The 20,580-nt window shown below is 69.7% G+C and carries 19 protein-coding genes, 2 pseudogenes and 1 riboswitch; of the genes and pseudogenes, 8 read left to right on the top strand and 13 right to left on the bottom strand.

The features are described from left to right. Window positions 1-45: 45 nt before the first annotated feature. Both ABCR83_RS09850 and ABCR83_RS09845 read right to left on the bottom strand, forming a co-directional pair. Window positions 46-1,143 (bottom strand): glycosyltransferase, encoded by a 1,098-nt coding sequence (locus ABCR83_RS09850; protein ID WP_462694497.1) that lies wholly within the window; start codon window positions 1,141-1,143, stop codon window positions 46-48. Continuing rightward, window positions 1,140-1,919: a DUF2334 domain-containing protein gene (locus ABCR83_RS09845; RefSeq protein ID WP_462694496.1), complete on the bottom strand. Its 780-nt coding sequence runs from the start codon at window positions 1,917-1,919 to the stop codon at window positions 1,140-1,142. Before ABCR83_RS09845 ends, ABCR83_RS09850 begins: the two co-directional genes overlap by 4 nt. A 216-nt stretch (window positions 1,920-2,135) precedes the next feature. Here ABCR83_RS09845 and ABCR83_RS09840 point away from each other — a divergent pair, with 216 nt between their 5' ends. Further along, a complete protein-coding gene (locus ABCR83_RS09840; RefSeq protein ID WP_462694495.1) occupies window positions 2,136-2,864 on the top strand; it encodes a 2OG-Fe dioxygenase family protein in 729 nt (242 codons plus the stop codon). A gap of 53 nt (window positions 2,865-2,917) precedes the next feature. On the opposite strand, the gene ABCR83_RS09835 is transcribed toward ABCR83_RS09840, so the two are convergent. Then, the gene (locus ABCR83_RS09835; RefSeq protein ID WP_462694494.1) at window positions 2,918-3,865 is read right to left on the bottom strand and encodes a carbohydrate-binding protein; all 948 of its coding nucleotides are present in this window, start codon (window positions 3,863-3,865) and stop codon (window positions 2,918-2,920) included. A 338-nt stretch (window positions 3,866-4,203) separates the two neighbouring features. Between ABCR83_RS09835 and ABCR83_RS09830 the strand changes: the two genes are divergently transcribed. Both ABCR83_RS09830 and ABCR83_RS09825 read left to right on the top strand, forming a co-directional pair. After that, a complete protein-coding gene (locus ABCR83_RS09830; protein WP_462694493.1) occupies window positions 4,204-5,244 on the top strand; it encodes an endo alpha-1,4 polygalactosaminidase in 1,041 nt (346 codons plus the stop codon). A 176-nt stretch (window positions 5,245-5,420) separates the two neighbouring features. Next, a riboswitch (cyclic di-AMP (ydaO/yuaA leader) is annotated at window positions 5,421-5,573 on the top strand. A gap of 5 nt (window positions 5,574-5,578) precedes the next feature. Further along, complete coding sequence (locus ABCR83_RS09825; protein WP_462694492.1) at window positions 5,579-6,055, top strand: C40 family peptidase; 477 nt, start codon at window positions 5,579-5,581, stop codon at window positions 6,053-6,055. A gap of 70 nt (window positions 6,056-6,125) precedes the next feature. On the opposite strand, the gene ABCR83_RS09820 is transcribed toward ABCR83_RS09825, so the two are convergent. Further along, window positions 6,126-6,524 (bottom strand): YchJ family protein, encoded by a 399-nt coding sequence (locus ABCR83_RS09820; RefSeq protein WP_462694491.1) that lies wholly within the window; start codon window positions 6,522-6,524, stop codon window positions 6,126-6,128. A 183-nt stretch (window positions 6,525-6,707) separates the two neighbouring features. Between ABCR83_RS09820 and ABCR83_RS09815 the strand changes: the two genes are divergently transcribed. Next, window positions 6,708-7,745 carry a TolB family protein gene (locus ABCR83_RS09815; RefSeq protein ID WP_462694490.1) on the top strand — a complete coding sequence of 346 codons (1,038 nt, stop codon included), beginning with the start codon at window positions 6,708-6,710 and terminating at the stop codon, window positions 7,743-7,745. 83 nt (window positions 7,746-7,828) lie between these two features. Here ABCR83_RS09815 and ABCR83_RS09810 read toward each other — a convergent pair whose 3' ends face one another. The 4 genes and pseudogenes from ABCR83_RS09810 to ABCR83_RS09795 all read right to left on the bottom strand — a co-directional run. Next, window positions 7,829-8,389 carry a hypothetical protein gene (locus tag ABCR83_RS09810; RefSeq protein ID WP_462694489.1) on the bottom strand — a complete coding sequence of 187 codons (561 nt, stop codon included), beginning with the start codon at window positions 8,387-8,389 and terminating at the stop codon, window positions 7,829-7,831. Between the two features lie 235 nt (window positions 8,390-8,624). Continuing rightward, window positions 8,625-9,617: pseudogene (locus ABCR83_RS09805) on the bottom strand (RNA-guided endonuclease InsQ/TnpB family protein); the annotation flags it as partial. Between the two features lie 108 nt (window positions 9,618-9,725). Next, complete coding sequence (gene ltrA, locus ABCR83_RS09800; RefSeq protein WP_462694488.1) at window positions 9,726-11,447, bottom strand: group II intron reverse transcriptase/maturase; 1,722 nt, start codon at window positions 11,445-11,447, stop codon at window positions 9,726-9,728. A gap of 642 nt (window positions 11,448-12,089) precedes the next feature. After that, window positions 12,090-12,341 (bottom strand): annotated as a pseudogene (locus ABCR83_RS09795) (helix-turn-helix domain-containing protein); the annotation flags it as partial. 159 nt (window positions 12,342-12,500) lie between these two features. Here ABCR83_RS09795 and ABCR83_RS09790 point away from each other — a divergent pair. Further along, entirely contained in the window at window positions 12,501-13,313 is an 813-nt protein-coding gene (locus ABCR83_RS09790; protein ID WP_462694487.1) for an alpha/beta fold hydrolase, read from the top strand. Between the two features lie 18 nt (window positions 13,314-13,331). After that, a complete protein-coding gene (locus ABCR83_RS09785) occupies window positions 13,332-14,588 on the top strand; it encodes a hypothetical protein (protein WP_462694486.1) in 1,257 nt (418 codons plus the stop codon). 81 nt (window positions 14,589-14,669) lie between these two features. On the opposite strand, the gene ABCR83_RS09780 is transcribed toward ABCR83_RS09785, so the two are convergent. After that, entirely contained in the window at window positions 14,670-15,251 is a 582-nt protein-coding gene (locus ABCR83_RS09780; RefSeq protein ID WP_462694485.1) for a TetR/AcrR family transcriptional regulator, read from the bottom strand. A gap of 258 nt (window positions 15,252-15,509) precedes the next feature. On the opposite strand from ABCR83_RS09780, the gene ABCR83_RS09775 reads away from it, so the two are divergent. Next, on the top strand, window positions 15,510-16,718 hold the full coding sequence (locus ABCR83_RS09775) for a Cmx/CmrA family chloramphenicol efflux MFS transporter (RefSeq protein WP_462694528.1): 1,209 nt from the start codon (window positions 15,510-15,512) through the stop codon (window positions 16,716-16,718). A 170-nt stretch (window positions 16,719-16,888) separates the two neighbouring features. Beyond that, window positions 16,889-17,239 carry a hypothetical protein gene (locus tag ABCR83_RS09770; RefSeq protein WP_462694484.1) on the top strand — a complete coding sequence of 117 codons (351 nt, stop codon included), beginning with the start codon at window positions 16,889-16,891 and terminating at the stop codon, window positions 17,237-17,239. Window positions 17,240-17,320: 81 nt separating this feature from the next. Here the strand turns inward: ABCR83_RS09770 and ABCR83_RS09765 are convergent, their stop codons facing one another. From ABCR83_RS09765 to ABCR83_RS09750, 4 genes are all read right to left on the bottom strand, one after another. Continuing rightward, window positions 17,321-17,566: a chaplin gene (locus ABCR83_RS09765; protein WP_462694483.1), complete on the bottom strand. Its 246-nt coding sequence runs from the start codon at window positions 17,564-17,566 to the stop codon at window positions 17,321-17,323. Between the two features lie 120 nt (window positions 17,567-17,686). Beyond that, a complete protein-coding gene (locus tag ABCR83_RS09760) occupies window positions 17,687-19,759 on the bottom strand; it encodes a SpoIIE family protein phosphatase (RefSeq protein ID WP_462694482.1) in 2,073 nt (690 codons plus the stop codon). Next, on the bottom strand, window positions 19,756-19,935 hold the full coding sequence (locus tag ABCR83_RS09755; RefSeq protein WP_462694481.1) for a hypothetical protein: 180 nt from the start codon (window positions 19,933-19,935) through the stop codon (window positions 19,756-19,758). The genes ABCR83_RS09760 and ABCR83_RS09755 overlap by 4 nt, the downstream gene beginning before the upstream one ends. Before the next feature lie 157 nt (window positions 19,936-20,092). Then, complete coding sequence (locus ABCR83_RS09750; RefSeq protein ID WP_462694480.1) at window positions 20,093-20,545, bottom strand: universal stress protein; 453 nt, start codon at window positions 20,543-20,545, stop codon at window positions 20,093-20,095. Window positions 20,546-20,580: the final 35 nt, after the last annotated feature.

Genomic DNA, 20,580 nt, shown 5'->3' with positions numbered 1-20,580 from the left:
GGTTCCGCCGCCGGTCCGTGACTTCCGCCGCCCCACGGCATCAGGTCAGCGGGCGGATGGCGTCCCGGCGTGAACGGCGAGCATCCGGGCCACGGTTCTGGACCAGGGGAATTCCTCGGCCCGGGCCCGGGCCGCCGCCCGCCGGCGCTCCTCGGGCAGGCCGAGCAGTGCGGTGACGGCGTCCGCCAGCGCCGGGGCCGCTGCCGGGACGGCGAGCCCCGCGCCCGGCGCCAGCAGCTCCCGCGCGGCTCCGCCGTCGGTCGTGACCACCGGAGTGCCACAGGCCAGGGCCTCCAGGACGGAAAGTCCGAAGGCCTCCACCGGGCAGGGCGCGAGCGCCACATCCGCCGCTGCCGTCACCGCGGCCACGGTGCTGCCCGGGACATGGCCATGGAAGCGCACCGGCAGCCCGGCGGCCCGGCGCAGCAGCCGGCCCCGCTCGGGGCCGTCGCCCAGCACCTCGAGCCGGGCCGGGATGCCGCGCCGCAGCAGCTCGCGCAGGGTCTCCAGCGGGAGGTGCGGGAACTTCTCGGCCGACAGCCGCCCCGCGTACACCAGTTGGACACCGGCATCGGTACGGGACGGGCGCGGCGCCGGGGCGAACGCCGCCAGGTCGACGCCGAGCGGCACCCGGTGCAGCGCCGGGACCGCCAGCCGGCCGAACTCCGCGCAGGAGAAGGCCGAGGCGGCGACGATGGCGTCGAAGGCCTTGGCCAGTCGGCGGTTCCACCCGTCGGCCAGCGGCCGCAGCGGCACCCAGCCCGGCAGCCGGGGAGCCAGGATGGCGTCGATCCGCTCGTGGGAGAACAGCACCGACCGTACGCCCCGTGCCCTGGCCCAGCCCGCGGAGTGCACCAGGGTGAGCTTGTCCGAGACCTCGACCGAGTCCGGTGCCAGCCGGTCCAGCAGGCGGCGCAGCGCCCGGGGAGAGAGCAGCAGCCGGTAGCCGCCGCCCATGGGCAGGCCGGGCAGGGTCATCCGCAGCCCCGGCCCGTCGCCGCGCAGGCAGGAGTAACGGCGCCCCGGCACCACGAGGATCCGCTCGTGGCCCGCGGCGGCATAGCCCCGGCCGAGCGCGTCCAGGGTGGTGCGCAGACCGCCGGAGGACGGCGCGTAGAAGTTGGCGAGCTGGACGATCCTCATCCGGGGCCGCCGTGTGGCGCCCGGCGCGAACACACCCACGCGGCATAGGTGCACGGGCGGGCCCCGGCCGCCAGCGCGGTGTCGATGGCCTCCAGCGTGCAGTCGCGCAGCCCCGGCCGGGCCAGGTCGGCGGGGTGCAGGGCGATGCGGAACCGGGTGCCGCGGGCGGCCCACCGGCGGGCCGCCACCCGCATCAGCCGGGCGCCGGAACGCTCCCCGAGACCGCCCGGCCGGTGGGAGAGCGCCACCATGCGGTGCGGGATCCCGGTGCGCAGGTCGTGCACCGCCAGCTGGCTGGTGGTGTACTCCAGGCCGAGGGCGCGCAGCGCCGCCACGGTGCCCGGGGAGGCGAGCCAGCCCGGCGGGGTGAAGCCCCGTGGCGTGATGCCCACGGAGGCGAGTGCGGCCAGCCCGTGCTCCAGCCGGACGCGCGCCGCCTGCTGGCCGAGCGCGGCGAACTCGGCGCAGCCGCGGGCCAGTACGGTGTTCGTCCACCGGCGCGGCAGGGAGCCGCCGGGCACGCCCTGGTGGGTGTATCCGTGCAGCGCAAGTTCATGGCCGCGCCGCTGTGCGTCGTGGGCCCAGTCCACCAGTGCCGGATCGTCGGGCAGGCCCGGGCCGCGCCAGGCGCCCGGCACCAGCAGCAAGGTCGCGGGCACGCCCCTGGCGTCCAGATCGTTCACCCAGCATCGGCTCTGCTCCAGGCTCCAGGACGCGATGTCGTGGACGGAGACCACCAACGCACCGTCGCTGTCGCTGTCGTTGTCACCGCGCACCGGGGAGTTCCTTCCCTACGTGAATGATGCAGAGGTTTTGAAATGATCAATGGGGGGAGTTGTTGATGTGACAACAGAGGCTGGTGATGCGGAAGTTCGGGAGGTGCTGTCTCACGTGCGGCGCACGGTGCCCTCGCCAGGAGCCATCCGGTTGTCCCTGCGGGCCCGTTGCGCGCGGGCCGCCGTACCACAGCTCGTCCGAAGGCAAGGAAACCCATGAACCCAGTATCACCGGATGTGCCCGCCCGGCACCCGCACGCTCCGTCCGAGCCCTTTGTCCAGTTCGGGACCGGTCTGCTGACGGCCGCGCTTGAGCGGCTGCCGGGGAAATCGGTCGCCGAGTTCACCGAGTCCTGGCGCGATCTGCCCGCCGATGCCCACCTGGGCGCCTCCAGGCCCTACCGCTTCCGCCGGTACAGCAGATTCCGGATCCTGGCCGACCGGTTGGAACTGCTGCCGCATGCCGCCTTCTTCCAGGAGGAGACGGTGAACGCGGTGCACGGCGGCGTGGACCGCATGTTCGCCCCGCTGCGCGGATCCATCGCGTCCTCGGCCGCGCTGCACACGGTCGTCCGCACCCTGCGAGACCGGCTCCCCGGTCCGCGCGCGGGCATCGACTCCTGTGGCATCCACCAGATCCGGGTCATCGCCACCCCGGATGCCGAGGGCCATCCCGCCCCCGAGGGCATCCACCGGGACGGCCACTGCTATGTGGCCCAGGTGCTGATCGGACGGGAGGGCGTGGAGGGGGCCGAGTCGAGCCTCTACGACCTCGAGCGCAACCCGGTGCACAAGGCGCTGCTCACCGGGCAGTGGGAGACGATCGTCCTGGACGACCGGCGGGTGCTGCACGGCGTCACCCCGATCCGGCCCGCGTCGGGGGTCCGGGAGGGCATACGCGACATGATGCTCATCGACTACTTCCCCTACTTCCCCGGCGGGTGACCATCCGGGGTGCCCGCGCGGCCCCTTCGCGGGGGCACCCCGGATCGGGCCTGCTACTGGCGCACGGTCCAGTGGTCGTCCGCCCCGGCCTGGATGAACTTCAGCTCGGGGCAGAGGAAGGCGCCGCCGTCGGGGTTGGTCTCGGTCCACGGCGAGTCGGACGGGCTCGCGGGCTTCCAGGCACCGCCGTGGCGGAGCCGGATGGCGCTGCTGTCGAAGACGGTGTTGCGCGCCTCGGTGCAGTAGTAGCCGACGCCGGTGGCGGGGTCGGGGCTGGCATAGATCTCGAACATGTCCCAGCCGTGGTTCAGACCGCTCTGGTCGGTGCCGGACTGGCGGTAGAGCAGGTCCCAGGCGGCGGTGCGGTGGTTGTACAGATACCCGGACCAGGTGTTGGCGGCCGCGTCGTCACGCACCAGCTGCACGGTGTAGGCGTACGGTCCGCCGCTGCCCGCGGTGTACTTGGCCAGGAAGTCCGAGTCGATCGCCAGGATCTTGGCGGGCCCGCCGGGGGAGCCGCACCAGTCCCAGGCCCAGATCTCGTCGCCGCTGTTCCAGTAGGAGGTGACGATCTCCATGCAGGAGTTCTGGGCCTTGGTGGTGGGCGCGTAGGTGAAGTTCTCCGCGTCGGTGACCCGGTAGCCGGGGTCGACGGTGTGGGTGGCCATGATGCCGTCGTGAGTGCCCGGCTGGGGGAAGACTCCCCACCAGTTGTGGGTGATATTGGCGGATATGTCCAAGTGGCCCGCCTGGGCCTCGCGTTGGGAGCGCCGGCTCTCCTCGAAGGCGCGGACCGCCCGTTCGCGAGCGGGGGAGCGGCCCGGCTCGCGGGCTCCGGTCACGATGCCGGTGTGCGGGGCATCGGGGTCGGGGGTGCGGACGACGGGCGGGCCGGCGGGGTGGCCCGCGGCAGGGCCGGGGTGTGCGGTGGCGGGGGCGATCCCCAGGGCGGCGAGTGCGCAGAGCAGCAGGGCGACCAAGGGGGTCCGATGTCTGTTCATCTGGCTCCTCCGGGACCGAACGGTGGGTACGGCGGGGGGTGGGAGCACGGGGTCGGACGCCTGATGGTCCATGGCGAGCCCGAACCCCAAGCAGGGGCAATGTCCATGACAATTACCTCCGCGTCAAGGGGCTCAGCGGTCCCAGGTGACCCGGGGCTCAGGATGCCGTCACTCGCCGCCGAATGACTCTGCTTTCACGGGAGTTGACTGAGCGCGCTCCCGACACGTGGTCTACGGTGTGCCCCAGTGGCGCGCTGATCACAAGTGCGCAGGGTGGGTCATCATGGTGTCCATGGGTGTCATTGGCCTGCCGGAAAACCGAAAAAAGGAGAAAATCCATGGCAGACCGAACCTCTGACGGGGATGCGATACCCCCGGCGCGTCGCCGCCGGGGCATCGGGGTACCCGCCCGTGCCGGACTGCTGGCCGTGGCCGGGGTGTTGGTGCTGGCGGGCTGCAACGGAGCGAAGGACTCCTCGGACTCGGCCGACGCGGCGGAGACGGCCGCGAGTGCACCGGCGGAGTCCGACGGCCATGCCGCCCCCCTGGCCTCCGGCGGCAAATCGCCCAAGCCCGGGCACACTTCACCGAAGCCGGGGCATGCCACCCCGACGCGCGGCGGGAGCTCGCCGTCCGCCGGACCCTCGTCGGCGCCGCCCACCACCACCGCCTCCGGCGGTCGCTGGCAGCCCCGGCCGGGAACTCCCTGGCAGTGGCAGCTCGACGGGAAGGTCGACACCTCCGTGGATGTCCCCGTCTATGACATCGACGGCTTCGAGAACGATGCGAAGGTCGTCGACCAGCTGCACGGCAAGAAGCGGAAGGCCATTTGCTACATCAATGTGGGCGCCTATGAGGACTTCCGCCCCGACCATGGCTCCTTCCCCCGGGAGTTGCTGGGGGCGGACGTCGAGGGATGGAAGGGGGAGAAGTGGCTGGACATCCGCCGCATCGACGCCCTGCGTCCGATCATGGCGAAGCGCTTTGACATGTGCAAAAAGAAGGGATTCGATGCGATTGAGCCGGATCTGACCGAAGGGTTCCGCAACAAGACGGATTTCCCGCTCACCGGCGAGCACCAGCTCGCCTACAACCGGATGGTCGCGAGCCTGGCGCATGAGCGAGGACTCGCCATCGGGCTCAAGAACGACCTGGATCAGATTCCGCAGCTGGTGAAGGACTTCGACTTTGAAGTCAACGAGCAGTGCGCGCAGTACGAGGAGTGCGACAAGCTCACCCCCTTTGTGCGGGCGAACAAGGCCGTATTCCATGTCGAATACGACCTGTCACCAGGGGAGTTCTGTGACATGGCCAAGAATCTTCACCTCAGTTCGATGCAGAAGAAGCTCGGTCTGAACGCCTGGCGCCGTCCCTGCTGAACCCCGTCGGCGGGGGCGGGAAACCGCCCCCGCCCAACGTGAAGAACCTCACAGACTGCCATTTCCGCTCTGGATTTTGCCGGTTGATGGTGCAGGATCATGCACCGAACAACAGCACCCGTCACCGAGGCGGGGCGATCCGGGCGGACGCCGAATCCTGCCGCCGCTCCGGATGCGGAACTGATTCGTTGGATCGGCAGGAGCGGGAGACCCAGGCACGACGAACCACGATGGCGGTGGTTCTAGGGGTGAAGCCACAGCGGTGGCCGGGCAACTTCGCCAGTCCGAACCCGACAGGTCATCTTTCGCAGGCGGATGACGAAGGGCTATTGGCATGTCTTCTGCGTTGCCTCGAATACCCGCGCTCATCTCCCGGGCCGGAACCGCATCGGCCCTCACCGCCGCCACCGTCGCGGCATCCGTTCTCCTGCCGGGCATGGCCGCCGATGCGCAGGCGGCGACCCCCGGGTCCAAGGCCGTGAAGGTGGCGGCGTCCAAGCAGGGCTCCCCGTACCAGTGGGGTGCCACCGGCCCCAACCGCTTCGACTGCTCGGGCCTGACGCTCTATTCCTTCAAGAAGGCCGGCAAGCGGCTGCCGCGGGTGGCCGCCGACCAGTACAACGCCACCCGGCATCTGTCCCGGGGCTCCCGCAGCGTCGGCGACCTGGTGTTCTTCCACTCCGGCAGCTACGTCTACCACGTGGGCATCTACGCCGGGGGTGGCAAGATCTGGCACGCCCCGGGCACCGGCAAGAAGGTCCGGCTGGAGAAGATCTGGACCAACAACGTCTGGTACGGGCGGGTCCGCTGACCCAAGCCGCTTCCCCGGCCATCGGGGGCGGCCTCCTCCCCACGGGAGGAGGCCGCCCCCGAAGTGCCGGTCAGGCGGCGTCCAGGTAGACCCACTTCCCGTCTTCCCGCACAAAACGGCTGAGCTCGTGCTGCGCGTCCGACTTTCCGTGCGCACGGAAATGGGCCCGGAATTCGACGGTGCCCTCGTGGTGGAACGGCGTGCCGTCCCCGGTGGCGAGGATGTCGAGCCCGGTCCACCGCATCCCGGGATCGAAGTCCAGGCCGGGCGGCCGGGTGCTGGAATGCCAGGTGCGGAGCAGATACGCGGCATCGTGGACGACAAAGGCGCTGTAACGCGAGCGCATCAGACGCTCGGCGGTGGCCGCCTGCCGCTGCCCGCTGTGCAGACTGCCGCAGCATTCCGCATAGTCGGCGTCGAGCCCGCAGGGGCAGGGTGAGGTGGGACCGATGGTGCTGTTCTTGGACACCTGATGATTGTGCCCAAGACGCCCGCAGAACCGTGCACCGGGCCTTCCGGATGGCGTACGAACCGGATATCGGATCCCATGTCATACGACGTCATACGACAGGGCCTCGCCTGTTTCCCGAGTTCTTCAAGTTCTTCAAGTTGCCGTTGTTTCCCGTGAGTTGACTCGACTAGGGTCACTCCGGTGCGCAGTCGTGTGATTCCCTCCATGTTCCTGGCCGTCCTGGTGCTGACGGCATGCGAAGTTCGGTCCGAGGCCGAAAGCGATTCGGAGCCGAGAGCGTCGAGTCCGTCCAAGCCCACCCACAAGCGGGCGGAGACCCGTGGTGACGGGGCCGAGCTGCTCCGCAGAGCGGGCGAGAAGCTCAGCGTCCAGAACCCTGCCTTCTCCCCGGACGGCAAAACCTTCCTCTTCACCGAATTCCAGGGGGGTTACAACAAGGACGCCGCCGCGCTGCGCGTCCTGCCCTTCGACGCCGATGCGGCGGACCGGAAACCGGACACCCTGCTCGACAAGGCCGACACGGCCGCGGTGAACCTGCCGGGCAGCAGCTGGCACCCGTCCCGCGGGGTGACCTTCGCCTGGGACCGGGAGGTCCATGACGAGGTGTGGACCCTGAAACCGGGCGGGCAGCCGGTCCGGGTGACCCAGCACCAGGGCAAGTCCGGCTATCTGGAGCCCAGTTTCTCGCCGGACGGGGAGTGGATCTCCTTCCAGGAGAGCGTGGAGCGCGAAGACGGCGACAAAACCGCCTACGGCTCCATCTGGAAGATCAGGCGGGACGGTTCCGGGCAGACCCGGCTGCTGGACGGGCCCGGCACCCACACCGACAACCGTCAGCCCAACTGGTCGCCCAGCGAAGACAAGCTGGTCTTCCAGCGCAAGGAAGAGGACAACGGCACCTGGTCGCTCTTCATCATGAACGCGGACGGCAGCGGGATGCGGCGGCTCGTCGCCGGGGCGGGCGAGCACACCGATGCCAGCTGGTCGCCCGACGGAAAGTCCGTGGTCTTCTCCTCCACCGTCGGCGGGCTCAAACTGCCGCAGATCTTTGTGATACCCGCAGCGGGCGGGAGCCCGGTCCAGGTCACCAAGAACGACAAGTCCTATGACGGCGCCCCCAGTTGGTCACCCGACGGCAAATGGATCGCCTTTGAGTCACACGACGGGGAAGAAGACCGGCCGACCTCGCTCTGGCGGATCCCCGTACCGCAGAGGTGAACGGATCCCGAGTTGCCGGATGTGCCGTGGTGGGTAGCATTTTTCGGATAGTGGGCCAATGCGAGACCCGCCACCGGCCCGGCCTAGAGAATCGTCAAGGTCGTCACCCCGGTCGCGCCGGTGAGGCCGCCCGCCAGGCACTGCAGCAGGCTCGGCTGGGGAACCGGGACGACCTGGAGCAGCTTTCGGCCGCGGAAGCGGCCGTGGGTGACGGTGCCGGTGGCCGGGGTGACCACCTGGCCGGCCACGGCCGTACTGCTGCCGCTGATGTCGGCGGTGCTGGAGTCGCCGGTGTTCCAGACATAGGTTCGGTCGGCCCGGAACCCTTCGAGAGGATTGTTGCAGCCCGTGAAGAGCGTGAACTCCTCGTGGTAGCCGCCGCTGCGCACCGCACCGTCGCCCCCGGCACAGGAGCCGAAGCGCCCGTCGACCGTGACGTGGATGGGCCGCGGCTGGAGGACGACTCCCGGGCGGTAGCCGACCGACTCGGTCCCCTGGCACTGCAACAGCTCGGAGCCCCGGGACTGGGCGGACGCCGGCACCACCGGCGCGGCGGCGCCGAACACCACGGCGGCCGCCAGGGCAACCACGCGCAGCCGCCTGCCATCCGCCGTCGCGGCGGATCTCTTCAAACCGAACACCATGGGACATTCCATGCCCCGCCCATGCGACCCGGAGACAGGCGCTCCGGAGCGCCGATGGGCGCCATGACCCGGGGAACCGCGCACAACCCGGCGCGTACGCTTCCCCTATCGCACGGCCCGTCCCGCGCGTAGCCTCATGCCACCCCTTGGCCGTCCTGCCGGGCCCTGCGCCGGAGCGAGCTGGAGAGAGGTGACTCCACCCACGACTAAAGTCGCGGGCTTCCTGTGTCGGTGGCTACGCACCGGCGCAGAGGACCAGCCCGGCCCTGTGCAGAACGTTCAGTGCGCCCACGGTGTCGGCGTTCTCAACGAACCCGCACTTGACGCACTCGAATTTCGCTTGGGTGACACGGTTCTCCTTTGCGACGTGTCCGCAGCCTCCGGCGGCTGGCGGACACGTGCGGGAGGTGTTGCGGGCGTCCACCGGGATCACGCGGCGACCGGCGCTCTCAGCCTTGTTCGCCAGGATGTTCAGGAAGATGCCCCAACCCGCATCCAGGATGCTGCGGTTCAGCCCGGCTTTCGCGGCGGCACCGTTCGGCAGGAACGCGCCGGTGTTGTCGGGCTTGGGTGTGGGGGTGCGGATCATGCCCGCGATGTTCAGCCGCTCGTGGCCGATCACGTCGGCTCCGGCCACGACAAAGCCGGCCGCCTTGTGAGCGAAGTCCAGGCGCTGGCGCCGGATCCTGGCGTGCAGCCTGGCGACCTTGCGCACCGCGGTCCGGTGCTTCTTCGTCCGGTCCTTAGCCTTCTTCCGCTTGGGGAACGTGTCAAGTGCCCGCTGGGCAGCGGTCAGTTCCCCGGCCGTCTGCTCCAGGAAGCGCGGGTTGGCGACGTGCACGCCGTCGCTGACGGTGAGGAAGTGCGTGACGCCCATGTCGATGCCGACATGGTGCCCTGTGGCGGGCAGTGGTTCGGCGGGAACGTTGTCGCAGGCGAGGATGACGTACCAGCGGCTGCCTTCCCGCTTCACCGAGATCGTCTTCACCCGGCCTTTGACCGAGCGGTGCTGGTGCACGCGCACATGCCCGATACCTTGGAGCCGGACGCGGGTCTGCTTCTCGTGCGGGGCGGAGTCCCAGCGGCAGCCATCCCCGTCCTTCGGGAAGGTCACCGTGTCGAAGTGGCCGACGCCCTTGAACCTGGGGTATCCGGGCTTCTCTCCGCTCTTGATCCGGCGGAAGAACGCGGCGAACGCCTTGTCGAGACGGCGAAGCGTGGCCTGCTGTCGGGTAGCCGGAGCCCGTCGCCGGGCCCCGGCCCCCTAAGAACCGTGCTTGCGACTCGTCGCCGCACACGGCTCAAGCAGAATCCAAGGGCGACTCAGACTCCTGCATCAGTTGTGCCTCTTGCCGTCAATTGCGTGGTGCGTTCGATGACAATCAGCGTGTACGAGACGGAGGTTTTCCATTCCATCACCGCCGCCTTCTCGCCGGTAGACGAAGTGGTGCTTATGCAACCTCTTCTTCTGCGCCGAGAACCATTCAATCCACTCCCGAGGGGAGTCCGGTTCGTATTCGGCCCCGACGATCAACGCCTGTCGACAGAGGGGGCAGATCCCCTTTTGCCGTGCCGCCAAGGTCATGCTTACCTTGTCCATCGGCGGTGGCGCTTTGCGGCGGCGTCGCTTCGTCCAGTACTCCTGGAGGCTGGGGTCATCTGGCGATGCTCCACCCTTGACCATGATGTGCCGGGCGATCGGCACCCAGGCGAACCTGATGAGGAAGGCGCCAGAATCTCTGTCGCCGAACACCCACCTGTCCGTCCGGGTGCTGTGGAATTGCCCGAAGTACCGTTTGACTACCCAGTCCTTCGGTTTTGTGGGGTGCGCTCTTTTGGCCCACCTGTAGGTGAGCTTCCACACGTAGTGATCCAGTCTGGCGAATGTCCGCGACGAGATCACTCCCCGGTAGTACGTTGCCCATCCGCGCACGATTGGCGTGAGTCGACGCAGTACCGCCTCGGCGTTGGTTCCGTGAAGTTCCTTGACTTCACTCCGAAGCCTTTCCCGGACCCTCCCTACGGCCTCTTTGCTAGGCGTGATGATCGCTCGGTCGTTGTTCCTTCTCCGGATGGTGAATCCGAGGAAGTCGAAGCCGTCATCGAGGTGGACGATACGCGTCTTCTCCTCGTTGAATCGGAGCCCGCGGGGCTCCAGCCACTTCGCCAACGCCTCTTTGACCTCCAGCGCCTGAGCTTCCGTGTGCGTGAGCGCGACGAGATCGTCCGCGTAGCGCACAAGGACAGGGGTTCCTGGCACCGGACCGGGCTCCTGCCCGGTGCGACGCCGGTAACGAACCCCGGCCGCTTCCTCCATTCCATGCAGAGCAACGTTCATCAGCAGGGGGCTAACCACGCCCCCTTGAGGTGTGCCTTCCCTGGTTGCCGTATACCGGCCAGATTCCATAACCCCAGACTTCAGCCAGGCACGCACCTGCTCACGAGCAGGGAACATACCAATGGCTTCCATCAACCGATCATGGCTGATCCGATCGAATGCCGCAGCCAGGTCCGCATCCAGAGCCCATCTTCTCGCTGGCGATTTTCCTTTAACCATCGAGAAGATCGACTCAATTGCATCATGGCATCCCCTTCCCGGCCGAAATCCGTAGCTTCGCGGCTCAAACCGGGCTTCCCACTCCGGCTCCAGTGCATTCTTGACCCGGGCTTGCTGGGCCCGGTCTCGAATAACTGGAATACCAAGTGGTCTTTGCTTCCCGTTGCTCTTCGGGATGTACACCCGCTTGACAGGCTTGGCGCACCAGGGGGCGTCCGACTCCTGAAGCTCGGATGCCAGTCGCGCTCTGCCTTCCGGCGTGAGCACCACTTCCCCATCTACGCCCGCTGTCTTGCGGCCCGTGCTCTGCTGGGTCACGCGGCGCACACTCACCAGGGTGTTACTCCGCGATCGCAGCATGAGCTTCTGCAGGTTACGGACCTTCTTGAGGTCCCCATCTTTCGTCGCCTTGAAGATGCGCTGCCTCAGTCGCCGTACGTTCTCCTCGGTGGATGCCCAGTCGATGCAGCTCCACTCAAGGACGCCCTCAGATCCGTTCAACGCGGAGCCTCCGCGCCGTCTAACTTGCTCATCGGTTCCGGGTCCTTCGCAGTTCTCTTCAAGATCCCACCTGACCCACGTCAGCTCCCTTTCGGGCCGGACTCATGTCCGTATCCGGCGAGTTATGCAGGAGGTGTAGAGAGTTCACCTGGCTCCTGTTTTCCTCTGGCCTTTCGACCTACCGGCTTTTGCTTCTTGGGTCATCCTTCTCCCGCTGCGGGATTCGGCCTTCCTTGCGGTCGGCCTACTGCGGTCAGGCAGACCGCAACGGGGTTGCCACGTTCCGCACCATCAAGATGCGACTGGGGAGGGTGCCCCCTATACCCCGGGTCCAGCGGTGCTCTCGCCCCCTCCATCACTCCAGGGGGTTCGCTTGACGCTTTGCTGCGTCCGGGACCTGTCGGCTGCTATCGCCACCCGTCTTGCAGCCGTTCGTTTGACGAGGCATGGTCAGGGGTTCACGTGAGTTCACCCACCCAGTCTTTCCCTCTCCTGTGGCGGCCGGACGGATCGGCTGCCCTTGGGATTTTGACCTGGCTTCACACCCCGCCGTTGCCAGCGACGCATGCAGGTCCGGGAACAGATCTGAGCACTGATCTGAGGGGTTCTCGGCCTGTCTCTCTACGCAAGAACCCCCACTTGCATGGTGCGACTTCGTGTCGCACGCGACGAGAACGACCAGCGGCCCTGCCGCTCCGGGTCGAACGCCCGGATCTCCTTGAGCTGCGCCGACTGCTGCCCGTACCGGACCGTCGTCTTCGACGGGTGACGGTAGGCGTCACGGCGCTCCTGCAAAGCGCCGTTGTAGAGCGAGCAGTGATCGGCCAGCATCGCTCGCAGCGCAGCTTCCTGACCGGCCGTGGGGCGAAGAAGGAACTTGTACGCGCGTATCACGCCCGGCTCCCTCCCTCTCATAACCCCTGGCCACAGCTGGTGAGTTCACCCTACCGGCCGCCACTGACAACGAAGCGGACTCCACCGCTGCGCGGCTCCGTTCCAAGGATTCGATTCCCCCACCGGCTGAAGCCAGCGGTCCCCTCGAAAGAAGATCTGATGGACACCCTGGAGAGCGGCACGCTGACCGTGCCGGGCGCGCGGCTGTACTTCGAAGTGCGCGGCAACGGACCGCTGTTGCTGCTCATCCCGGGCGGCGCCTCCGACGCCGAGGTCTTCCGGGACCTGGCCGACGAGCTCGCGGCCCGCCACCGTGTCGTCACCTACGACCCACGCGGCATCTCCCGCAGCCGCCTCGACGGGCCGCCGCCCCATGCCTGGCTCGACACCCAGACCGATGACGCCGCACGGCTGCTCGACCACCTCGCCCGGAACGGTGAGACCGTGCGGGTGTTCGGCAGTTGTGCCGGCGGGCTCGTCGCACTGGAGCTCATGGTCCGCGATCCGGAGCGGGTCCGGCTGGCCGTCGTCCATGAGCCTCCCGCCATGGGGCTGTTGCCGGACGCGGCACGGCACGCCGCCTTCTTCGACGAGGTGCACACGACGTTCCGCCGGGAAGGCGTGCCGGCGGCCCTGGACAGGTTCCGCGCTCTCTTCGGCGGCAGGCCCGCCCCGCAGCTCCCCGAAGCGAGTGACAACAGCGAGTTCTTCCTCTCCCATGTGCTGCTGCCCTCCTCCCGCTGCGTGCCCGACCTCACCGCGCTGGCGGCCGTAGCGGCGGGCATCGTGATGGCCGGCGGCCGGGAATCCCGCACCCACGACGTGCACCGGCCGGCGGCCGTCCTCGCACAGCGGCTCGGCCGGGGACTGGTGGAGTTCCCCGGCGGGCACGCCGGCTACGCCAAACACCCCGCCCCGTTCGCCCGGCAACTCGCGGGAATCCTGGCCGATCCACGGCCCACGGCCCGCTGACGCGCCATGCGCATCCTCATGGGCGCTCAGAACTGCGGCTTCGGCCCGGCCTCCGTGCTCGTTGCCGTCTCCCGGCTGCTCTCCGGGCACGAGCGGGCGTTCGTGGGGGACGGCGTCGCGGCGGCGTTCGCCCGCCGCAACGCCACCGCCTTCGACACCGTCCACGAGCTCACCGAGCCGCACGGGAACGGACCCGTGCTCCTCGACCGTCTGCTGGCCGACAGCGACCACGTGGTCTCCGTCATGGACGCCGATCTCGTCCTGCGCGCGGTCGTGGCGCGTCGGCCGGTGGTCCTGGTGGACTGCCTGTTCGGCTTCTGGCAGCACCGCACCTCCCCGGCGCGGATCCGGGAGCTGTGTGCGGCCGTTCCCCGCATGTCCTTCCTGGCCGCCCGCCACCACTTGTCCCGCCTCTCGCCGCACGAACGCGTCCTCGCCGCCCACCTGCTGGCCGACCACAGCGTGGTCCAGAACTTCCCCGGTGTCTCCCGGCGGATGGCCGAGTTCACCGCTGCCGACCCGGACCGCACGATGCTGCTGACCGGCCCGCTCGTCGACCTGGCGGGCCTGAGGGAAGCGGCGGCAGATGAACCGGCGACCGACGGGCCGGACTACGACCTGCTGATCAACACCGGCGGTTTCAAGAACTTCCTCCTGGGCTTCGAGGCCAACAACGACTACCTCCGGCTCATCGACCGCTGGATCCCGGATCTGCTCGCCGACTGGCCCCGATTCACCCGCGTCCTGGTCTGCGGCGGCCCGTACACCGGCCCCCGCGGCGGCAGCCACCGGACCTCCGGACGATGCGTCGACCGCCGTTTCCTCCCCCAGCGCGAGCTGCTGCGGCAGATGGCGAGAACGCCGCACTCCCTGCTCGCCCCCGGCCTGTCGGCGCTCCACGAGACCACGCTCCTGGGCCGGTTGCCGCTGGCGCTCCACGAACAGCACTACGCGCACACGTACACCATCCGGAACCTCGCGGGCACCCTCTTCGGACGTCTGGCGGGCCGGTTCGCGGACGTTCTGCCCGGCCACGCACTGCCCGAGGACGACTACCTGGGCACCGAGGCCCTGGTGGCCGTCGCGGGCCGGATCCTGGCGGACGACGAGCTCTATGCGCGGTTCCGCAGCACCTTCAACGAACGCATCGAGCAGTATCTTTTCCTCCCACCGGAACAGCGGTGCGCGGGAGTGGCGGAACTGCGCCGGCTCCTCGACGGCCCTCCCGCCCCCTCGGTGATCGCCTCGGTCCTGACGGCCCGGCCGGCCTACTGACCGGGGCGCAGCCCGCCTGTGCGGCCGGCGTCCGGATGGTCGCCTTTCCGCTTCTCCCGGATGTGTGGGTGAAGCTCCGGCTCAGAGCGTGGCGAGCGTGCCTTCCACGACGTCCGCGAGTACCTGCCGGTCGTCGTGGGCCCTGCTGAGGACGTGCAGGCCGTAGTACGTGCTCAGCACCTGGCGGGCCAGGCTCGTCGCGTCGCGGTCGGTGCGGATCTCGCCGGCCCGCTGGCCGCGCGCGAGCGCATCACCGAGTGCCTTCTCCACCCTGGTGAAATGCCGGTGCACCTGCTCCTTGACGTCCGGGTCCGAGCTGGCCATCTCGATGGCCGCGTTGATCGCGAAGCAGCCGGCGGGGCGCCCGGTGCCGGAGGTGTCGACGTCGATGTCGTGGAGCATCAGCTCGCGCAGCCGGTCCTTGACCGGTCCCGGCCGCTCCAGGATCTCGGTCTGTGCGTCGGTGGCCGTCTCGTAGTACCGGCGCAGGGCACGCAGATACAGCTGCCGCTTGTCGCCGAACGTGCTGTACAGGCTCGACGGGCCCAGCCCGGTGCCCTTGCTCAGGTCACGGGTGGAGGTCGCTTCGTAGCCCCGGCGCCAGAACGCGTCCATCGCAGCGCCGATGACGCGGGTCTCGTCGAACTTCCTCGGCCTCGCCATACTCCGCACACTAAAGGTTTTGAAGCGATCGTCCAAAAACCCCAGGCAGAGGCCTCGCCCGGCGCACTTCCGTTGTTTTGAAGCGTGTGCTTCAAAATGTGCTAGCGTCCTGGCCATGGAGTCGAGGACGCCGTACGTCCGGTTCGTGGACCCGACTCAGAAACCACCGATCCCCGAAGCGCTGGAGGGCTTTTCATGGCACTCGACTCAAAAACCACAGGCCCCTCAAAAACCACGGACCCCGGACGGGCCGGGAAGATGCCACTCGCCGTCTACATCCTCGGACTCGGCATCTTCACCCAGGGCACCTCGGAGTTCATGCTCTCCGGCCTGCTGCCCAACATGGCCGACGACCTGGGCGTCTCGATCCCCGACGCCGGGCTCCTCATCTCCGCCTTCGCCATCGGCATGGTCGTCGGAGCGCCCCTGCTGGCCGTCGCCACGCTGAGCTGGCCGCGCCGCACCGCGCTGGTCGCGCTCCAGGCCGTCTTCATCGCCGCCCACGTGGCCGGCGCGGTCGCACCCGGCTACGGGCTGCTGTTCGCCACCCGCATCGTGAGCGCGCTGGCCTACGCGGGATACTGGGGCGTCGCCGTGGCCACGGCCGTGAGCATGGTGCCGGTGAGCGCCAAGGGCAAGGCCGTCGCGGTCGTCGCCGGCGGGCTCACCCTCGCCACCATCGTGGGCGTCCCGGCCGGCACCGTCCTGAGCCAGTTCGCGGGCTGGCGCGCGGCGTTCTGGGCCGTTGCCGTCCTCACCCTCATGAGCCTCGTCTGCTCGGTGGTCGCCATCCCCGGCGGCAAGGGCGCCAAGGAGGAGACCCGCACGGTCACGTCCGAGCTGCGCGCCATGGCCCGGCCGCAGCTGTGGCTCTCCTACGCCATCACGGCTTTCGCCTTCGGCGCCGTCATCGTCACCTTCAGCTATCTCGCCTCGGTGCTCACCGATGTGACCGGCCTCTCCGAGGGCTGGGTCCCGGCCATCCTGGCGCTGTTCGGCGTCGGCGGACTGATCGGCATGACGATCGGCGGCCGCGTCGCCGAGTCGCACCCGATCCGCACCCTCGCCCTCGGCCTCGGCGTCCTGATCATCGCCTCCGTGGTGCTCGCGCTGACGGCGCAGAACGTGATCGTCACGGTCGTGGCCGTCTTCTTCCTGGGCCTGGCCGGCTACGTCACCAACCCGATCCTGCAGTCCCGGGTCTTCACCGTGGCGCCCGGCGCCCCGACCCTCGTCGGCGCCGCCAACACCTCCGCCTTCAACATCGGCAACACCCTGGCGCCGCTGCTGGGCGGCCTGGCCATCAGCGCCGACTGGGGCTACGAGTCCGTGGCGTGGGTCGGTGCCGCCCTCGGCGTGCTCGGCCTCCTGGGCGCGCTGTGGGCGGGCGCGCTCCAGCGCCGCACGGACAACGCGACGGTCGCCGCCCCGGACCTGCGGCAGGAGCTCGCAGTGGCCGACGCCTGACACCCTCGAACAGGCCGCCACTCCGTATGGGTGCCCCGGTCCCGCGCTGCGGGGGACCGGGGCACGGCCTTGAAACCACCCCCACGGGCGACTGCGCCCCGCCTCCGAAACCGGTTTCCTGTGCAGGTGGACCCTATGGATCGCAGCTGCCGAAGGTGGTGAGGCGCCCCATGAACGCCCTGAGAAACGCAGGCCGACTTGCTCTCGCTGGGTGCGCCGCGCTCGCGTTGGCGACCGGAATCTCCGTCGATGCCCAGGCCGCTGCCGGCGAATTCTCCTACACCGATACGGACGGCGTGGACCACTCGTTCTCCGACCCGCCGAACGGCGAGTGCATCAGTTTCGGCCTCCCCATCGTCAGTGCGGACAACCAGACCGACGCCACGGCGACTGTCTACGCCAACACCAACTGCACTGGCGCATCGGACACCCTCCCGTCCAAGACGGGAAAGTCCTGGGGCGCTTTCCGTCCCAACGCCGTGCGATTCAACTTCCTTTTCCTCGGTGGGCCGCTGCCCTGACCGGCCACTCACCAAGGCCTGTCTGCCGCATCCGACGGTCACTCAAGGAGTGCGGCTGATGCGGCAGTTCTCGGCGCAGGGTCAGCGGTTCGCGCTCTCGTTGCCGGATGTGGGGTTGAGGATACCGATCACATTGCCGCTGTTCCCGGTGGCGTCGACCGGCACGGAGAGCGGTGCCTGGAAGACGTCGCCGGACAGCGCGCCGGGGGAGCAGGAGGCATGGCCGCGGGCCTCGTCACCGGAGGTGGCGGCGGCGGCGGATCCGGCGCCGGCGAGCAGGGCGGCGGCGATCAGGCCGGTAGAGGTGAGGACGGTACGGGTGCGCATGGTTCCTCCTGTGCTGTTGGTGATCATCCAGGGTTTTCACCAATCGGATAATCGGAGAAACGCCTGTCACTCGAGCGGATGCGCATAATTCATCCTTCGGAGGCGGAGTGCGTCCATGCGTCACAGGCAAGCCGCCAGCACCGCCGCATCATCCAGGTGACCGGTGGGCCCGGAGGCCATCAGCGCCGTGTCCGCCAGTCGCTCGCAGTCGCCGCCGTCCTCCCGGCCGAGGGCCGCGCGGACCCGGTCCAGGCCCGCCTCCAGCTCGACCTCCGGGCCCTCCAGCAGGCCGTCGGTCAGCAGGGCGCACCAGCGCACCCCGGCGAGCGGCTCCCGCACGCAGGGATAGGCGGCGGACGGCAGGACGCCGAGCGGCGGACCGGGCGGCGGGGTCAACAGCCGGGTTCCACCGTCGGACAGGCCGAGCAGCCCGGGCACATGCCCGGCGGTGGCCGCCGCCAACTCGCCCCGCTCCAGGTCGAGTACGACATAGGTGCAGGTGGCGAACAGGGTGCTGTGCAGCGAACAGAGCAGGGCATTGGTGGCGGACAGCACCTGACCGGGATCGGCGCCGTTCTGCGCGTGGGCCCGCATCGCCGTACGGACCTGGCCCATGGTGGCGGCCGCCTCGACGTCATGGCCCTCCACGTCCCCGATGCACAGCCCGCACCGGCCGTCGGGCAGCCGCAGGGCGTCGTACCAGTCACCGCCGACGGTGACTCCGTCGCGGGCGGGGGCGTAGCGGGCGGCGAGGCGGAGCCCGGGGAGGCGGGGGAGTTCCCCGGGGAGCAGGACCCGCTGGACGGCCCGGGCCAGGTCGATCCGGGCCTGGACCAGGCTGCAGCGCTCCATGGCCTGGCTGGTGAGCCCGCTGAGGGCGAGCAACAGGGTGCGTTCCTCGACCGGGAAGTCATGGCGGCGCGTGAAGCCGAAGACCAGGGCACCGGGGTCATGGTCACCACGGGCCAACGGCAGCATCGCCCAGGACCGGGCCGGGGTGAGGGAGAGCAGGTCGTGCGGGTCGCCTCCGGTGAGCTCCCGGAGCTCGGCGCGGGACCGGGCGTAAAAGGCCCTGCCCTCCCGCATGACACGGGCGGGCAGTACCCCCGGGTCCAGCCGCATGCCGTCCATCAGCCTGCCCATCCGCACGCCGGTGCCGGCGCCCGCCATGGTGCGCATCCGCCCGTCCTCGGGCACCAGCACCAGCGAGCCGATGGCGTCCGTGCCCGCGCAGAAGTGGTCCGCGATGGTGCGGGCGACCTCGTCGGTGGTGGTCGCGGACAGCAGCGCGGCGGCCACCTCCTGGATGCGGTCGGCGCGCTCCGCCTCGGCCTCGGCACGTTCCTCGAGCCTGCCCTGCCGGTGCATCGCGGCGGTGATGTCCCGGGTCACACCGATCATGGTCTTGCGCGGAGGATCGCCCAGCAGGTGCACTCCGCCCCGGTCCCACATCCAGCGCTCGGCTCCGGAACGGTCACGCATCCTGAAGCGGACGTCCAGCCCCTGCGAGCCGTCCAGCGCCCGGTGGAAGGCCTCGTCCACCTGCTGCCGGTGCTCCGGCGCGATCGCGGCCAGGACGCGTTCCCCCGGCGTGCCGGGGCCGGGGCACAGGCCGAAGAGCTCCTCGGAACCGGCGAACCACCGCTCCTCCATGGTCTCCACGTCCAGGCTCCATGCGGCCAGGTCCGCCGTGTCCAACGCCAGCCGCAGCTGCAGCTGCCGCTCCTCGTCCGGCTCCGGGACCTCCTCGGCGGAGGCGACGCACAACCCGGGCGCGCCAAGGGCGCGTACCTCGATCCGTACGCTGCGTTCGCCGCGCCCGGCGACGGGCAGGCCGATCGGCACGCCGACCGGAGCGTGGTCCGGGTGCCGCAGGGCCGAGGTCACCGCCTCGGCCGCCGATGCGCGTGCGCCCTCGGGCAGCCGGATGGTCCAGGGCAGCCGGGCCCCTTCCGTGTGCCGGCCGCCGAGTATCTCCTCCCACCGCGCGTTGGCGGCCCATTCGACGCCATCGGCGTCCAGCACGGCCAGGCCGACGGGCGCATCCAGGAACGCCTGGGGCAGCGTCGCGATGATGTCCATGGGCGACGGCTCCCGGTCCATGGGGTTCGCGGCCCTGGGGCGGACGACGCGCCCCTCCGCCGGGGCGGGGGAGCGCACCGCCGCCCGTGCGTCCGGGCGCGGGAGGCTCACCGGCCCTTCCCCTTACGGTGCGGGTGGGCGGTCACCCGGACCGCCGCCGCGGCCACGAGGGGGCCGGTGCTGATGCCGGGAGTCGGCCGAGGGCTGTCCGACACGGCGGCCGGCGCCACGGTCGGGGCGTCGCACGGCGCGAGCGCCGAGCCGGCGGTGAGAACGATGGTGTGCATGGGATCGATGTCCTTGCGGTCAGCGGTGCGGGCGGGGACAGGGTGGAACGCGGCGTGGGCGGTGCGGGAGCCACGGATGTGCCCCGGCTGCCCGATCGCCGCCGGCCCGGCGGCGATCGGCGACAGGAGCAGACACGCCCCGGCCGCGCGGCCCGCGTCAGGCGTCCGCGGGTACGACCAGGACCGGGCCGTGCGCGTGCCGCAGGCAGTAGCGGCTCACCGAGCCCGTCAGGACGCGGTGCACCACTCCGTGCGAGCCGCCGCCCACCACCAGCAGGTCGCCGTCCTCGGCGGCGCTCTCCACCAGCAGCGGGCCCACCTGGCCGCGAGCCACGATCGGTGCGCACGGCGGATCGTCGGGGAGCCGGCCCAGCGCCTGCTCGCAGGCGTCCACCAGCTCGTCGTGCGCCCGGTGGGCCAGGTCCCGGGCCATCTCCGGGTCCGGCGGCCACATCAGGTCGATGTAGTCGCCCTCCGGGGACGAGTAGATGCGGACCGGGCGCAGCTCGGCGTGGTGAAGCCGGGCTTCCCCCGCCGCCCGTCGCAGCGCGACCAGGCTGCCGGCGGATCCATCGACCCCGACCACGACACGTCGTACCGAGTGGTTCATTTCCCGTTCCCTTCGCTCCGTTCCTTTCCGGGCTC

This window comes from Streptomyces xingningensis (genome assembly GCF_054957865.1).
This window is presented reverse-complemented; position numbering and strand designations above follow the sequence as displayed.

What these genes read in the sequence shown, in the direction of transcription:
- ABCR83_RS09770 (WP_462694484.1), top strand. Translation starts at nt 16,889, where the DNA reads ATGAACGCCCTGAGAAACGCAGGCCGACTTGCTCTCGCTGGGTGCGCC.
- ABCR83_RS09850 (WP_462694497.1), bottom strand. Translation starts at nt 1,143, where the DNA reads ATGAGGATCGTCCAGCTCGCCAACTTCTACGCGCCGTCCTCCGGCGGT.
- ABCR83_RS09790 (WP_462694487.1), top strand. Translation starts at nt 12,501, where the DNA reads ATGGACACCCTGGAGAGCGGCACGCTGACCGTGCCGGGCGCGCGGCTG.
- ABCR83_RS09750 (WP_462694480.1), bottom strand. Translation starts at nt 20,545, where the DNA reads ATGAACCACTCGGTACGACGTGTCGTGGTCGGGGTCGATGGATCCGCC.
- ABCR83_RS09775 (WP_462694528.1), top strand. Translation starts at nt 15,510, where the DNA reads ATGCCACTCGCCGTCTACATCCTCGGACTCGGCATCTTCACCCAGGGC.
- ABCR83_RS09825 (WP_462694492.1), top strand. Translation starts at nt 5,579, where the DNA reads ATGTCTTCTGCGTTGCCTCGAATACCCGCGCTCATCTCCCGGGCCGGA.
- ABCR83_RS09780 (WP_462694485.1), bottom strand. Translation starts at nt 15,251, where the DNA reads ATGGCGAGGCCGAGGAAGTTCGACGAGACCCGCGTCATCGGCGCTGCG.
- ABCR83_RS09785 (WP_462694486.1), top strand. Translation starts at nt 13,332, where the DNA reads ATGGGCGCTCAGAACTGCGGCTTCGGCCCGGCCTCCGTGCTCGTTGCC.
- ABCR83_RS09835 (WP_462694494.1), bottom strand. Translation starts at nt 3,865, where the DNA reads ATGAACAGACATCGGACCCCCTTGGTCGCCCTGCTGCTCTGCGCACTC.
- ABCR83_RS09755 (WP_462694481.1), bottom strand. Translation starts at nt 19,935, where the DNA reads ATGCACACCATCGTTCTCACCGCCGGCTCGGCGCTCGCGCCGTGCGAC.
- ABCR83_RS09840 (WP_462694495.1), top strand. Translation starts at nt 2,136, where the DNA reads ATGAACCCAGTATCACCGGATGTGCCCGCCCGGCACCCGCACGCTCCG.
- ABCR83_RS09765 (WP_462694483.1), bottom strand. Translation starts at nt 17,566, where the DNA reads ATGCGCACCCGTACCGTCCTCACCTCTACCGGCCTGATCGCCGCCGCC.
- ABCR83_RS09830 (WP_462694493.1), top strand. Translation starts at nt 4,204, where the DNA reads ATGGCAGACCGAACCTCTGACGGGGATGCGATACCCCCGGCGCGTCGC.
- ABCR83_RS09810 (WP_462694489.1), bottom strand. Translation starts at nt 8,389, where the DNA reads ATGGTGTTCGGTTTGAAGAGATCCGCCGCGACGGCGGATGGCAGGCGG.